This window comes from Aneurinibacillus migulanus (assembly GCF_001274715.1).
Classification (GTDB): domain Bacteria; phylum Bacillota; class Bacilli; order Aneurinibacillales; family Aneurinibacillaceae; genus Aneurinibacillus; species Aneurinibacillus migulanus.
Window position 1 is genome coordinate 208,713 of the sequence record NZ_LGUG01000002.1, and the last position, 14,175, is coordinate 222,887.

Genomic DNA, 14,175 nt, shown 5'->3' on the forward strand with positions numbered 1-14,175 from the left:
CAAGAGGTATATAAAAAGGGGGTTTTTCATCACACTCTTAAGATACCTCATCTATATTACATGTATATTACAAAACTATTATGAAACTGTTATATTTCCAGTTCTTCACCTGGATTCATTACTTTTCCCTTTAATCCTTTGCCTTCAAGGCTGTGCACAAACGCTTCCGGGTTCTGTTTAATGACCGGGAATGTATCGTAATGCACAGGAACGGTCAGCGCAGCACCCACCCACTCGGACGCCTGAAGCGCATCTTCCGGCCCCATCGTAAAATTATCTCCGATCGGCACAAACGCAACATCGATGCGGTTACGATCGCCAATCAGTTTCAAATCGCCGAACAGTCCGGTATCCCCAAGATGATACAGTGTTTTACCGCCCATCGTAATCAGAAAACCACCAGGCATACCACCATAGATAATTTTCCGTTCATCTTCGAGCACAATGGATGAACTGTGGAAAGCCTGTGTCATCTTTACTGTCCCAAAGTCGAATGTATATGCACCGCCCAGGTTCATCGGATGGACATTTGCTCCCTGCCAGCTCATGTATGTAGCTAGCTCATGCGTAGCGACAATTGTAGCATTGTTCCGCTTTGCGATGGTAAGTGTATCGCCCAGATGATCGCCATGTGCATGTGTCAACAACACATATTGTACTTCAATATCTTCAGGCTTTACTTTTGCAAGACTATTTCCGGTAAGAAACGGATCAATAATAACGGATTTTTCCCCATGTGAAACTTGTACACAAGAATGTCCGTGATATGTAATTTTCATACTTTCATCCTCCATTCTTTGCTTCACTCGTATTTTCCTCTCTATTGTACCAGCCTCTTCCTTCGCAAACAAATAGGTAGGAGCACTCACGCTCTTCTTCGCTTCCACATAAGATGAAGGGATGATATACGCATGCAGGAAAGGGGGGAGCGAGCCATGACACAACATCATATGCGAATTCAGCGTATAGCCGATTCGTCCCTTCCCACTGCGGTCGATTTGTTGCTTCCGGCTGCCTTTGTCAAAAAACACGGCATCTCCGGCACACATACGCTTGAGTTCGTTTACGGATTGCAGACTGCGATTGTCGATTTCGAAATTACCGCTACGGCTTCCACGGTTCGCATCCGCGAATCTCTCGCACGTCGTCTCCATCTACTAGAAGAGAATATGACGTATGGCTTTCATTTTCATCCGAATACTCGAAAACTTGTTATTGGTCCCCTTGTCGGGGCTCTAATCTATCGAATGGCGCCTACAGAAGACGGACCGTTCGGCGGTATCACCGATTTTTGTCGCGAAATGGTGCAGACCTGTAGGAAACGCGGTGGTCTCGGCTTTATTTTCACTCTTGAGCAGGTCGCACAGGAAAACAATACGGTAGACGGCTGGACATATCACAATAACCAGTGGATTAAGCGCAGGTTTCCACTTCCACAGTGTGTCTACAACCGTATCGGTTCACGCCGAATCGAAGAAAGAGAAGAGACACAAGAGAAAATATCTGTATTAAAAGAGAAAGGTGCGCTCTTCTTCAATGAACAATTTCTTGATAAATGGTACATTCACCAGCGAATGTCCCTACTGCCAGAGACGGCTTCGTTCTCCCCCTGTACCGAGCTGTATATGGGAGCGGCGTCTCTTACCTCCATGTTGCAAAGGTATCCGTATCTTTACCTTAAACCGTCCAACGGCAGTCTGGGCCGAGGCATTATCCGTCTCATCCGAAGCGAGAAAGGCTATCTTTGTCAATATTCTTCACTGAACGGAACCGTTACGCGCCGCTATCCAACATTCGGTATGCTGCATCAGATGCTGCGTTCACGCATGAAAAACCAACCGTATCTAATGCAGCAAGGATTACACCTCATTAAATCAAGGGGAGGCATCGCGGATTTTCGCGCGCTAGTACAGAAAAACAAACATGGTAGATGGAGTATCACATCGATTGTCGGGCGAAGTGCACCGACAAGGAGCAGCATTGTTTCAAATGTAGCACATGGAGGTACGATGCTGACTCTTGGAGCTGCGCTGACAGCAGCTGGATTTCCGCCAATGGCGTGCAAGTCCATCGCCGCCTCTATCAGGCAGCATGCACTTTTGATCGCTCAATTGTTCGAACAATGCACGGAGGGACATTACGCTGAACTTGGCATTGATTTGGGTGTCGATAAACAAGGAAAAGTATGGCTACTCGAAATCAATTCTAAACCTTCCAAGACAAACAACTCCGTAGCAAGCGCCGGAAAAGGAACACGACGTTCTGTTATTCGATTAATCGATTACTGTTTTTATCGCAGTGGATTCATTTCGCCGGCGCCGAAGAAAACGCCACAAACCAAGCGTCGCACAAGGAGGAAATCATCATCATGAAAAAAAAAGCAACAGGCTATCTGGGCATTCTAGCCACTCCAAGCACAAAATATCCCCCGTTTCCCGATAAATCATTCTACGCGTACCTGACCCAGGCAGGAAAGCGTATTGGGCTACCCGTCTATGTAATTTTGCCCACTCACATTAACTTTGCGACTAAAACGGTTATCGCGTACCGCTATACGGCAGAAAAAAAATGGGTTAAAATTCGAATGCCGTTCCCTACGCTCGTGTATGACCGACTATCAAACCGCAAAAAATATGAAACACAAATCAAAGGATTAAAGTCCATTTCTTCTATTACATTTCTGGGACATGTGTTGGGCGACAAGCTAAAAAATCATAACCATCTCATTCAGCACCCAGGAATTGCCGCCCACATGCCGCCTACTGAATTGGTGACCTCGATGAAGGTAGTTAGAAACATGCTTGACGAGTATAAGGCGATCATCGTTAAACCGATGCGAAATTCACTCGGCATCGGTGTTATGAAAGTTACATCCAAAGACAATATTCATCGTGTCGACGGGCGCGATTTCAAAAACAAAATTTTCCATCGGAAATTTTCTAACCGTTCCTCGCTCCTGTTCTGGCTCCAGAACCAATTCAAAGCCAAGATGATTGCTCAGCCATATTTGGAGCTTCACACGCCGGATGGCGTGCCATTTGATATCCGTGTGCTTGTTCAAAAAGGGAGTGGGGGTGAATGGGGAGAGTCCGGGCGCGCCGTTCGAGCGGGAGTTGCCGAGGGACTTACATCTAACCTATGTGGCGGCGGCAAAGCGTACACATGCGAACCATTTCTGCGGCAATTTTTTAGTGAAGAGCAACTGATACACATCCGCCGGGAAATCGACTTTATTATTAAAGAACTGCCACCGTTCCTTGAAAGCCGGCATGGCCGATTGGTTGAGCTTGGCATTGACATTGGTATCGACCTGTCAGGCAAAGTGTGGCTCATCGAAGTGAATTCTAAACCAGGGCGCGCATCTTTCAGAAAGATTGAAGATGGAAAATACCGCCGCGACGTGCAGCTTAATCCACTGCGCTACGCGTATTATTTGGCACAATACCGTAAAAAGGCGGCCACCTCATGAGTAGGCTCTCGACAGGATGGATATCAATCCACCCTTTACAGCGAACATGGCGTCTTCACATTTCTGAGAAAAATACACCGTATACCCTATTAATGCGCAAAAGGCTGCGTCTTCAATTCGGAAACTGGAAAAAAACACTTCTCATTACGCACAAACGCCCTAGCCCTTATGCTATAAAAGCAAAAATACGCATCCGTTCATCGAAAAATCGTCATACGATAGGTCCTCTCATCGGCATTCTAACCGTAGCTGGTGGTGGACGATTCCGCGGCGTTCGGAGCAATTTTATCGACATTATTGAGACCGGAAGAAGAAAAGGGGCGCTTGTCTATGTCGTACCAATAGAGAATATCGACTGGAAATCGAAAACCGTACAAGGCTATCTGTTTCATTCGAAAGAAAGAAGATGGATTAAAGAAAGGCTGCCACTGCCGCACGTTTTGTATAATCGCATTCCTAATCGTATGTTTGAAGATCAAGAGCACGTCAAAGCTGCGCTTGAACAGTTGTCGACTATGCGTAACCTTACTTTGTACAATCCACAGTTTTTTAATAAACAACAATTATATGCTGCATTGCAGCGTGATACTGATATTACACCTTATCTTCCCCAAACCGTTATGTTTACATCCAAAGCTTTACTCTATCAAATGCTATCTTCCTATCCATTCGTATACATTAAACCCGTCAACGGTATGGCAGGTAAGGGTATTTACCGCGTACAAAAAACAACCGATGGCGGCTACCTTGCACAATATCAAGAACGAGATGATACGGTGGGCAAACGTTTCTCTTCTAAAGAGGAGGTATGGACATATCTCGCCCCTCTTATCAAACAAGATTACGTCATCCAACAGGGGATTGATTTGGCAACCTTTGAGGATAAGTTATTCGACGTACGCCTTCTTGCGCAGAAAAACGGACGCGGCGAATGGGGTGTAACGGGTGCAGGCGTTCGATTGGCCGGCTCCGGCAAGATTACAACCCACGTACCACGCGGCGGTTCCATTCAACCACCCGAAGAAATTTTCATGAATGCATTCCCTCATATTGCACCTAACCGCCTACTTGCACTGGTTCGCCGTATGGCTTTGCGCATTGCCCGTTCACTGGAGAAAGAATGGCATACACTCGGCGAAGTATCCATGGATATCGGCATTGACAAAAATATGCGTATCTGGTTTATCGAAGCAAATGCTAAACCAGGCAAATTTGATGAACCGCATATCCGTAAGCTATCATTGCAGCGTATCGTAGAGTATGCTCAACACCAGGCAAACTTTATCGAGGTAGGAGAATATTGACATGCCGGTCTATACATTCTTACCCAGCACATTTAGCCGCACACGGGAAAAATTAATCCGCTTCAGCAAAACGTACGGGGACCGACGCATCACTGCACGGGCAATTCGATGGCTTCAGGAAATGCCTGAAGCTGATATCAACAAGGAAGGTACCCTGCTTATTGCACATGTACACAATAAAAAATTGCTCGGCCTTCTTGCTGTAGCCGAATACGGGATACAGGAATCTTTTCTTGTTGTTCACCCGGAGGCGCGAACCAATCAAATCGGCAAAACATTGACAGAAGAAGCAATCCGTCGCCTCGGCAAGTTATATGCGCGTGTTGCGGCAGATAATATGCCCAGCCTCAAAACATGCTTTGCAGCACAGATGATTGCTTTTTCTTGCATACGGGGCGTCACAGGAAAACCGACATTGTGGCTTGCAGCAGGAGACTGGAGCAGAGATGATGTGGAGAGACTATGACTACAAATCAACCGCTTATTGGCGTTTTAACGCACCGTAGAGGCGCTTTTATCGCAGGGAAAACGTACCTTACCAGTCTGGCTACCGTTGCCAGAACGTACGGTTGTAGGCTTATCGTCTATTCCCCTTCCGATATTTATGAAGAAAAAGGAATTGTGAACGGATTTATCTATAATGATGAAATGAAAGCATGGCAATCTCGAAAAACACGGCTGCCCGATATCGTTTATGACCGCTTTAGCAATATGACACCTGAAATATTTAAAAAATACGCGGCATACCGTAAAATAAGCCGTTTACGTTACTTAAACAATCGCTTCGCGCATAAATGGAATGCCCATCGCTTCTTCAGCCGCAATCCAGAGCTTGTTCCTCACCTTCCAGATACAGTACCGATGCAACAAGGTGTTCTGGAAAGGATGATTAAAAAATATCCAATGCTCTATGTTAAGCCGGTAAACGGCTCTGGAGGCAAAGGCATTCTGCGTATTCGCCGTGGAAAGAACGTGCTTGAAATGGTTGGTCGGGACCGGAAGGGCTGTGTCATCCATAATTCCATCACTTCTCTGTCCGCTGCCGAGCGTTTTCTTTTACTATGGTGCCAAAAACAAGGACGCTCTTTCATTATGCAACAAGGACTTATGCTTACACTGTTACCTGACAGCATCTGTGATAGCCGGATACTTGTCCAAAAAAACGAGCAAAACGAATGGCACATTACAGGCATGATAGGCAAACAATCACCAGAGGCATTTGTCACTTCCAACCTGCAGAGCGGAGGCCAGGCCATCGTGCTTGAAGAACTGCTTTGTCATCGATTTTCCACAGAAGAAAGAGAGCGTATCGTTACAGATATTGAACGAATTAGTTTGATTCTCCCTCGGTATATCGAATCAAAATTCGGCGACTTCATAGAATTTGGCATTGATATCGGTATTGATACAAAAGGCCGTGTCTGGATTATCGAGGTGAATACGAAGCCAAACCGTGAATTGTTCCGCTTGGCTGGGCAATTTGACGTCTATCAAAATGCCATTGAGATGCCTGTTCGTGTCGCGGCAACCCGTTTTCACACCACTGATTGCTATACCTTTTGACTTAAGAATATAGACCTTGTTTGTATTTTTATAGAACAAGGTCTATATGTCTTTATGCTTAGTTTTACAAATCAAGGTACCTCTTCCACTTATCCGATAATGCTCTTCCTTTTCTTTTACGTTAAGGTATAACAAGCAGCAAAAAAAACGCCAAATCCAGTTCTGTTATATAACTGGAACGGGGGAACCACTTATACTTATAGTGGGGTGAAACCGCGATTATATGCGGTCGGGCGCCTTTCGACCGAACCCGTCAGCTAACCTCGTCGGCGATAGGAGAGGGAGAAATAACATGAAGAAAAGCTTTAAAGCGCTTACCGGAGGATTAATGGCAGGGGGCATGCTGTTGAGCGGATTATTCGCTATTCCAGGACAAGCCGAAGCGGCAAATGTTTCTGCAAAATTTGGTCAAACAGTGAATGTTCCAAATCAAGAAACCGTCATTAACAAGATTATTCGCACTGGCAAAAGTTTGGATGGCAGAGCACAGTACAGCCATAACTACCGGCCCGGGAAATATATGGATTGCTCGCAATTCATGTACTATATCTTCCAAAAAAATGGCATTAATATTCACACGCGAGATGATGATCGTCAGGTAAAACTGGGCAGTTATGTGCCAAAAAGCAAGATCAAAAAAGGCGATCTAATCTTCTATAGCACCAAAAGAAATAAATCGGATATTACGCATGTGAGCATGTATATCGGCAACGGAAAAGTACTGCACATGGCAAACACAAAAGTAGACGTTACCATCAGCAATCTAAACAGCTCCTGGCATCAGGAAAACTATGTAACAGCAAGACGTGTCATTAAGTAAGGCTTCACTTTATTGCCTTATTATACTTCACCCTTCCCTTCTATAAACAGGGAAGGGTTTTTCAGTATTGCCAACGAGCCTCCGTGGAGGGCAGGTCGGTAGACCACCCGATAAATCGAGAAACCCGTTCAATTCATTGACCGGTAGTTCACTTGTACTTTCCATCTTTACTCCGCTCGTTCCCTACTCAATTGCCGAAAATAGATAATGATTTCTTTGACATTATTCATAAGGGTCCATCCTCTTTCATGAAAAATGGCCTTGTACTTACGATGAAAAGGCTCTGCCTCATCACGAATGGACCGCTGTCTCTTTGCTAACCATTCCCGTTCCTCTCCTGAAAGCTTCTCTTCAACCGCTCCACATATGAAAGAACGGCATATGCTTGTTTTAAAGCTGGCGTTAAGTCCGCATCCCTTGCCATCAATGAAGAATTGGCAGACTGCATATGCTAGCCGTTCATCCACTGCTTTATATACAGTATGTGAGGATTGACACAGCTTATCATACCGCTCTGCTGGAGACTCCGATGATGTAGGATCCCGCTGATAAAATAGCGGGTGAATGAATGCGCCTGCCACAATTTCGTATTCGTGGATAGTATTACGCGGATTGTGGTACAGCACCTCTAAAAAGAACTCCGTCTTTTCCGCCACAATCATTTTATATATTTCAAATAGGGTAAATACCGGTTCATATGCACAGCAGCCGATATGGGGCAGCTCTTTCGAACGCCGCTCAAAGTGCGGATCTGGACAATTCCGACAAACTTCAGATAGCAACTGTCGGTTCTCTATGTCCCATTGTACCGTATTGTGTTCCATACTCTCATCCCCATTTAGCTTTTATCTTTGTCCATTATAACGTACTTTGTAATTGTTCAAAAACAATTAATACTTTACAAACAAACTATTAATCTTGTATTCTTAGTAAGATTGCTTTAGCACAAAAAAGCGAACAAGCGTTTAAGTAATAAATTATTTATTGGAGGGATTATACGTGCAGGAGGACACGACTGAACATTTTTTCACAAAAGCGCAGGCATTGCTGCTCACGCTGCTGCTGCTCGGTCTTATTGGTTCATTTATTATTAAGCTGGAGGCACCCCCACATGTTCCTCTCCTTCTCTGTATATTCCTATTAATTATCGTCGGGTTTCTTAAGAAGGCGAACTGGAAGACGATGGAACAAGGAATTATCGACGGTGTGAGACCAGGGCTTGTGCCAATCTTAATCTTTTTACTTATTGGGACACTTATCGGCGTATGGATGGCTAGCGGTACTGTACCAACTATGATGGTATACGGCTTTTCCGTTCTATCTGCCCACTATTTCCTCCCTGCTGCGCTAGTTATCTCCGCCATCGTTGGGACATGCATTGGCAGCTCGCTCACTACAGCCGCCACTATTGGGGTCGCGCTTATGGGTATGGGAACGGTCATGGGTATCAATCCAGCATGGGTAGCCGGTGCAGTCATATCTGGAGCATTCTTCGGTGATAAGATGTCACCTCTATCCGATACAACCAATCTAGCACCGACATTAGCGCGCATAGATTTATTTACACATATCCGCCATCTGCTTTGGACGACAGTACCTGCGCTTTTGATTTCTCTTGTACTGTTTTTTTTCATTGGCAGCGGAAACGTAGCACCCGACTCGACCGCTCAAGTAGAAAGCCTTCGTCAGGCGTTGGAACAGCATGCCATTATCCATCCGGCGGCTCTTATTCCACCCGTTCTGCTATTTATTCTAGCTATGCTTCGCATCCCGGCCGTACCGACCTTAATAGCGGGAATTCTATCAGGTATAGCGATTGCGTTCTGGTTAAATCCCGTTATGACCGCTGGGCAGATGGCTACTATTATTCAAAATGGCTTCGTCTCTGAGACTGGAATCAAAGCAGTCGATTCACTGCTCACACGAGGCGGCATGCAGAGCATGATGTTCTCCGTTTCGCTTATTTTCCTGGCGCTTAGCATGGGTGGATTGCTGTATCGCTTAGGGATTATCAATAGACTCATGGAAATGATCCACCGGTTTATTGCGACGCAAGGTCGTCTTATCGCATCCACCGCACTCTCGTCTATTGGAATTAACGTGCTACTCGGGGAACAATATTTGTCCATCGTTTTGCCCGGCAATGCTTTTGCACAACAATACGAAAAACTAGGACTTGAGCGCAAAAACATGGCACGGGTACTTGAAGACGCGGGCACGGTTGTTAATCCGCTCGTTCCTTGGAGCGTATGCGGCGTATTTCTTTCCGGGGTGCTCGGCGTTCCGACAATCGACTATTTACCGTTTGCGTTCTTCTGTCTTTTGTGCCCGATCCTAACTATCCTTCTCGGATTTACTGGAATCGGCATAACCAAAAAGCAAGAAAACAAAGCCTCCCTTTGAAATAAAGGAGGCTTCGTCTTTTTTATGTTATTTAATTTTTACTAACTAACCGAATGATTTTGTCATCATCAGGACGTTCCTGTCCCCTACCATCCCGGTTATTCGTCAGAAAGTACAATGAACCATCCGGACCTTCCTCAATATCACGAATCCGACCGAAGTCACCGGAAAACAGACTATGCAGCGAGACGATTTTCTCGAGATTTTCCTGATCCAACTCCGCTTTCCACAGTTGCTCGCCGCGCAGATTGGCTACAAGCAACTGATTTTTCCATGGCCCCTGTCGTACGAACAGTATACCGGAAGGAGCCCACGTCTGCTCGCCGCTGTGCATCAACGGGCGTTTTTTGCCATCTTCCGCCGTATCGCCTTCAATAACCGACCAACCATAATTGGCACCAGGCTCAATCAGATTTAATTCATCATGCGCTGATTGACCATGCTCTGTACTATACAAGCGTCCAGTTTCCACATGCCACGCCAAACCTTGGGGATTTCGGTGACCAAAGCTGTAAATAGGAGAGTCTGAATCAGGGTTATCCTTAGGAATTGTACCATCCGTTTGGATACGCAGAATTTTCCCGGCTAGATCGCCTCTGTCCTGAGACCGTTCCCTTTCCAACGCATCGCCGGTCGTAATATACAGCATCCCATCCGGTCCGATTTTGAGCCTGCCTCCATTGTGGTTTTGATTGCCGGGGATATTGTCTAATAGCACTTTATCTACTCGGGCGCGGTTATTCTGTTCCACAAGCCGTAGGACCCTGTTTTTAATTCCACCATTTTCTCCATAGGAATGGTATACATACATATAATGGTTGATGGAAAAGTCGGGATCAAGCGCTAGTCCGAGCAAACCTCCCTCCCCCTGTTCCACAAAAGGCGGCGGAAAGGAGAGAACAGGTTGCTCAATTACTTTACCGTCTTGTATAACGCGCAACGTACCGGGACGCTCAGTAAAAAACATGCGGCCATCTGGAGCAATAGCAAGTGCCCAGGGCACGTTCAGTCCCTCTGCCATTACTTCCGGCTGATATGGAATACGCTCCGTGGAAAGCGGTTGTGCCTCTCTGGCGAGCGAAACAGATGCAATCGGCTGTTCTTGTTTCTCATGAGTCGGTTCATCTGAGCTCTTTTCCGGCATGCAACCGCTTATGATCAGTATAAAGCCGATAAGCGTAAGACCTGCGAAAATCATTCGCCAGGCCAGTCTTCCCATTATGTTCTTCCTCCTTTTCCGCTTCCACCTTACTTATTCTGTATAAGGAATGTTTCTAAACGGTCGAGTCCTTCTTCCAGAACATTCATTGCATAGGCATAAGAAATTCTAATATATCCTTCTCCATAGGAAGAGAATGCATCGCCTGGCACGACCGCCACTCGCTGCTCTTCAAGTAAGCGCAATGCGAAATCGAAAGAAGATAAGCCGAACTTCTTAATGGAAGGGAAAATGTAGAAGGCTCCGTCCGGTTTCACCACCTCAAACCCCATCTTTGTAAGCCGTTCATATACGTACGCGCGCCGTTTATTATATGCATCTTTCATTGGTTGTGCATCATCAATCCCTTCCGTAAGCGCCGCCAGTGCTGCATACTGACTAATTGAGCTTGCACATGTTGCATTATACTGGTGGACTTTCACCATATGTTCAGTTATGTAAGCTGGAGCAAATGTAAAGCCGATACGCCAGCCAGTCATCGAATGCGACTTGGATAATCCGTTTATAACAATCGTTTTCCCTCTCATGGAAGGAAGCGCCGCGATAGAACGATGTGTTCCATCATAAATCAACTCGCTGTAAATTTCGTCCGAAATGACAAAAATCTCTTTGTCTGCCAACAGTTCGGCTATCTCTTCAATGTCCTTCTGCTCAAGCGTACAACCGGTCGGATTGGAGGGATACGGCAAAATTACGCAACGCGTACGTTCCGTGATCTTTTCATTTATAAGCGCTGCTGTCATTTTAAAATCAGTCTGGCGCGTATCCGCATAAACCGGTACCGCGCCACACAGACGGATAATTGGTTCGTATCCCGGATATACCGGCCCCGGTAGGATAACCTCATTGCCTTCTTCAAGAATCGTGCGAAACGCAATGTCGATCGCTTCGCTTGCTCCGTTGGTCACAATCACTTCCGAAGCTGCATCGTAACGTAAGCCGTATTTTTGCGCCACAAATGCGCTCGCTGCCTTCCTTAAAGCCTGTAAACCAGCGTTCGGTGTATACGCCGTTTGGTTTTGATCAATCGCCTGCTTGCCTGCATCTTTAATATGTTCCGGTGTAGCAAAATCCGGCTGTCCAATTGTTAGTGAAATAGCGTCATCATACTTTTGGACAAGATTGGAGAATTTACGAATCCCCGAAATCTGGATATCGCGTGCCCGCGAGTTGAGTAAATGCTGCATCTGCCTCGTTCATCCTTTCTTTATGCAAAACATCTGGCTTCTTTGGTTAAAGTATAGCACGGTTTGCAAAAGAAAGTGCCCGTTATTCTACTCTCATTGAGACAATCCCATTAAGCTTCAACAATGCTTATCCTATTTTTTATTATTTTAATAACCCGTCTTCTTTTAACATTATTCCGAAAGAAGTCTCCCACTTCTAAACGTAAAGGTGTCTTCGTCACCAGTGAAAGTGGGAGATGAATTTCGGTTAGGTGTAGCCTAACAGTGTTTCCTGCAGAACATTCGGACAACAATTATCTCACCAGACGCCGTGACGACTGAACTAGCGCAGACATTACCGATCAGGATGTTATCTCCATGTTCAGCAAACAAAGCGGTCTTGAGCCACTTAAAGGCGAATACATCGCCAGAGCAATCCGCTACGCAATAGAGCAATCAACTTCCGTATCCATAAATGAAATCATCGTAAGACCGAGCACGCAACCATAGAAACAGCAACCAAAATAGGCGCAACAACCATCCCTATAAAGTGAAGCCTCCATTAGTGGGAATTTTACTGCCCTTTAAGAGCCGAATAGACGGGATAAGGTTTTGCGCCTGTTTTTTGTCGGTGTATACTTATACTAGAATAAGGAAGGGATTGAAGCATGTGAAAATCGTAAGTGCATGTCTAATGGGGTGTGAATGCCGATATGATCAAAAAGACAACAAGGTCGGCGAAATCGAACAATTTGTTAAGGACGGTAAGGCCATACCTGTCTGTCCCGAACAGCTAGGCGGTCTTCCGACTCCGCGCAATCCAGCAGAAATCGTTGGTGGAGACGGGTTCGACGTGCTTGATGGTACAGCTAGAGTTATTGATAACCAAGGTAACGATGTAACGGAACAATTTCTGCAGGGCGCCAGGCAAGCATTGCGTATGGCACAAGCAGCCGGGGCCGAAGAGGCTATCCTTAAAGAACGCAGCCCTTCATGCGGAAGCGCGCTTGTATACGATGGAACATTCTCTAAAACAAAGCGAAAAGGCACCGGTGTTACCGCCGCCCTCCTCTTACGCCATGGTATCTCTGTCCGCTCCGAAGAGTCACTAGATTAGCCAAAATAGTGGATTAAAAACAGCATACTAATGAGTCCGATAATAAACGCATACGTAGCCGAACGCTCATAGCCATGACCGTGGCTTTCCGGAATTAGTTCCTTATATACGATGAACAGCATTGCACCCGCCGCAAAGGAAAGTCCGTACGGCACAAGCCCTTTCACATAACTGGTCAGTCCATACCCAATAATCCCTGAGAGAATCTCAACCGAACCAGTTAGTGTAGCGACTGCCAGCGCTGTCCAACGGTTAATATTTTGATTCACCAAAAACAAGGCTACCAGAAATCCTTCTGGCGCATTCTGCAGACCGATCGCCAAAGCAATAAGTCCTCCCAGTTCTGCATTATTCCCCGTATAACTGACCCCGACAGATAAGCCTTCCGGCAAATTATGTACTGTAATGGCGGAAATAATTAACAGAGCCTGCGAATCGATTGGCAATTTGTTATTTGGATTCTCCAAATCAACATGTGGCAGATAACGCTCGATTAGCATTAACGTTGTCGTACCGAGCAGCATGCCGAAAGCCAATACATATAAGTTAGACATGTTAACCGCCTCAGGAATCAGACTAAATACAGAAGCAGCCATCATAATTCCTGCTGTTAGCGCCACCAGCGTATCTCTTGCATGATGATTGATATGCCGAAAAAACAGGATAGGAATCGCTCCTACCCCTGTAGCCAGGGCAGAAATCATACTTCCTACTAGCATCATCTCCATATTTTCACCTTTTTGTTTAAATAATAATTGTAAGCAAAAAACAGCACACAGGGTGCTGTTTTCGTATACTAGCGACTTTTGACAAGCAAATCCACCGCTTCTTTGATGACATGATCCGGGCTGTTTCCTTTTTCAATCTCCATACGAATGCACGCTTCCATATTGTTCGCCACAACCAATCCAATGGCACGGTCGACGGCGGAGCGAATGGCAGTCAGCTGAGTAACTACATCCCGGCAATCTTTCTCCTGTTCCATCATGCTTAATACTCCGCGAATCTGTCCCTCGATACGGCGAAGACGGTTTTTTACAGCATCGTTATACTCCATCTATTATCACCTCGACCTAATGGGCTATACAGTAATCATACCCCTTTAGGTATGAGT

14 protein-coding genes and 1 riboswitch are annotated in these 14,175 nt (G+C 45.7%); of the genes, 8 read left to right on the top strand and 6 right to left on the bottom strand.

All coding sequences use genetic code 11. The features are described from left to right. Positions 1–89: 89 nt before the first annotated feature. The gene (locus tag AF333_RS01055) at positions 90–779 is read right to left on the bottom strand and encodes a metal-dependent hydrolase (protein WP_043068732.1); all 690 of its coding nucleotides are present in this window, start codon (positions 777–779) and stop codon (positions 90–92) included. Positions 780–935: 156 nt separating this feature from the next. Here AF333_RS01055 and AF333_RS01060 point away from each other — a divergent pair, with 156 nt between their 5' ends. The 6 genes from AF333_RS01060 to AF333_RS01085 all read left to right on the top strand — a co-directional run bounded on the left by AF333_RS01060 (position 936) and on the right by AF333_RS01085 (position 7,156). Beyond that, positions 936–2,372: a YheC/YheD family endospore coat-associated protein gene (locus AF333_RS01060; RefSeq protein WP_052812391.1), complete on the top strand. Its 1,437-nt coding sequence runs from the start codon at positions 936–938 to the stop codon at positions 2,370–2,372. Further along, a complete protein-coding gene (locus AF333_RS01065; protein ID WP_043068696.1) occupies positions 2,369–3,469 on the top strand; it encodes a YheC/YheD family endospore coat-associated protein in 1,101 nt (366 codons plus the stop codon). The genes AF333_RS01060 and AF333_RS01065 overlap by 4 nt, the downstream gene beginning before the upstream one ends. Continuing rightward, positions 3,466–4,773 carry a YheC/YheD family endospore coat-associated protein gene (locus tag AF333_RS01070; protein ID WP_043068695.1) on the top strand — a complete coding sequence of 436 codons (1,308 nt, stop codon included), beginning with the start codon at positions 3,466–3,468 and terminating at the stop codon, positions 4,771–4,773. The genes AF333_RS01065 and AF333_RS01070 overlap by 4 nt, the downstream gene beginning before the upstream one ends. 1 nt (position 4,774) lies before the next feature. Continuing rightward, a complete protein-coding gene (locus AF333_RS01075) occupies positions 4,775–5,239 on the top strand; it encodes a GNAT family N-acetyltransferase (protein WP_043068694.1) in 465 nt (154 codons plus the stop codon). Then, entirely contained in the window at positions 5,236–6,336 is a 1,101-nt protein-coding gene (locus AF333_RS01080) for a YheC/YheD family endospore coat-associated protein (protein ID WP_043068693.1), read from the top strand. Before AF333_RS01075 ends, AF333_RS01080 begins: the two co-directional genes overlap by 4 nt. A 138-nt stretch (positions 6,337–6,474) precedes the next feature. After that, positions 6,475–6,622, top strand: a riboswitch (cyclic di-AMP (ydaO/yuaA leader). A 6-nt stretch (positions 6,623–6,628) separates the two neighbouring features. Continuing rightward, positions 6,629–7,156 carry a C40 family peptidase gene (locus tag AF333_RS01085; RefSeq protein WP_052812390.1) on the top strand — a complete coding sequence of 176 codons (528 nt, stop codon included), beginning with the start codon at positions 6,629–6,631 and terminating at the stop codon, positions 7,154–7,156. A gap of 167 nt (positions 7,157–7,323) precedes the next feature. On the opposite strand, the gene AF333_RS01090 is transcribed toward AF333_RS01085, so the two are convergent. Then, positions 7,324–7,980, bottom strand: coding sequence for a hypothetical protein (locus AF333_RS01090; protein WP_043068692.1), 657 nt, complete (start codon positions 7,978–7,980; stop codon positions 7,324–7,326). 175 nt (positions 7,981–8,155) lie between these two features. Between AF333_RS01090 and nhaC the strand changes: the two genes are divergently transcribed. Beyond that, the gene (gene nhaC / locus AF333_RS01095; protein WP_043068691.1) at positions 8,156–9,559 is read left to right on the top strand and encodes a Na+/H+ antiporter NhaC; all 1,404 of its coding nucleotides are present in this window, start codon (positions 8,156–8,158) and stop codon (positions 9,557–9,559) included. Between the two features lie 31 nt (positions 9,560–9,590). On the opposite strand, the gene AF333_RS01100 is transcribed toward nhaC, so the two are convergent. Together AF333_RS01100 and AF333_RS01105 are read right to left on the bottom strand one after the other, a co-directional pair. Next, complete coding sequence (locus AF333_RS01100) at positions 9,591–10,778, bottom strand: PQQ-dependent sugar dehydrogenase (RefSeq protein WP_080787970.1); 1,188 nt, start codon at positions 10,776–10,778, stop codon at positions 9,591–9,593. Between the two features lie 29 nt (positions 10,779–10,807). Continuing rightward, positions 10,808–11,965, bottom strand: a complete 1,158-nt coding sequence (locus AF333_RS01105) for an aminotransferase A (protein WP_043068690.1) — start codon at positions 11,963–11,965, stop codon at positions 10,808–10,810. A gap of 649 nt (positions 11,966–12,614) precedes the next feature. Here AF333_RS01105 and AF333_RS01110 point away from each other — a divergent pair. Then, positions 12,615–13,061: a DUF523 domain-containing protein gene (locus AF333_RS01110; RefSeq protein WP_043068689.1), complete on the top strand. Its 447-nt coding sequence runs from the start codon at positions 12,615–12,617 to the stop codon at positions 13,059–13,061. On the opposite strand, the gene AF333_RS01115 is transcribed toward AF333_RS01110, so the two are convergent. Beyond that, positions 13,058–13,789, bottom strand: a complete 732-nt coding sequence (locus AF333_RS01115; RefSeq protein WP_043068688.1) for a ZIP family metal transporter — start codon at positions 13,787–13,789, stop codon at positions 13,058–13,060. The genes AF333_RS01110 and AF333_RS01115 overlap by 4 nt on opposite strands. Positions 13,790–13,857: 68 nt before the next feature. Then, complete coding sequence (locus AF333_RS01120; protein ID WP_043068687.1) at positions 13,858–14,118, bottom strand: metal-sensitive transcriptional regulator; 261 nt, start codon at positions 14,116–14,118, stop codon at positions 13,858–13,860. Positions 14,119–14,175 lie beyond the last annotated feature (57 nt).

Bases quoted from the DNA above. Each gene is read 5' to 3' on its own strand.
- AF333_RS01120 (WP_043068687.1), bottom strand. From the start codon at position 14,118: ATGGAGTATAACGATGCTGTAAAAAACCGTCTTCGCCGTATCGAGGGA.
- AF333_RS01085 (WP_052812390.1), top strand. From the start codon at position 6,629: ATGAAGAAAAGCTTTAAAGCGCTTACCGGAGGATTAATGGCAGGGGGC.
- AF333_RS01065 (WP_043068696.1), top strand. From the start codon at position 2,369: ATGAAAAAAAAAGCAACAGGCTATCTGGGCATTCTAGCCACTCCAAGC.
- AF333_RS01080 (WP_043068693.1), top strand. From the start codon at position 5,236: ATGACTACAAATCAACCGCTTATTGGCGTTTTAACGCACCGTAGAGGC.
- AF333_RS01105 (WP_043068690.1), bottom strand. From the start codon at position 11,965: ATGCAGCATTTACTCAACTCGCGGGCACGCGATATCCAGATTTCGGGG.
- AF333_RS01100 (WP_080787970.1), bottom strand. From the start codon at position 10,778: ATGGGAAGACTGGCCTGGCGAATGATTTTCGCAGGTCTTACGCTTATC.
- AF333_RS01070 (WP_043068695.1), top strand. From the start codon at position 3,466: ATGAGTAGGCTCTCGACAGGATGGATATCAATCCACCCTTTACAGCGA.
- AF333_RS01090 (WP_043068692.1), bottom strand. From the start codon at position 7,980: ATGGAACACAATACGGTACAATGGGACATAGAGAACCGACAGTTGCTA.
- AF333_RS01075 (WP_043068694.1), top strand. From the start codon at position 4,775: ATGCCGGTCTATACATTCTTACCCAGCACATTTAGCCGCACACGGGAA.
- AF333_RS01060 (WP_052812391.1), top strand. From the start codon at position 936: ATGACACAACATCATATGCGAATTCAGCGTATAGCCGATTCGTCCCTT.
- AF333_RS01055 (WP_043068732.1), bottom strand. From the start codon at position 779: ATGAAAATTACATATCACGGACATTCTTGTGTACAAGTTTCACATGGG.
- AF333_RS01115 (WP_043068688.1), bottom strand. From the start codon at position 13,789: ATGGAGATGATGCTAGTAGGAAGTATGATTTCTGCCCTGGCTACAGGG.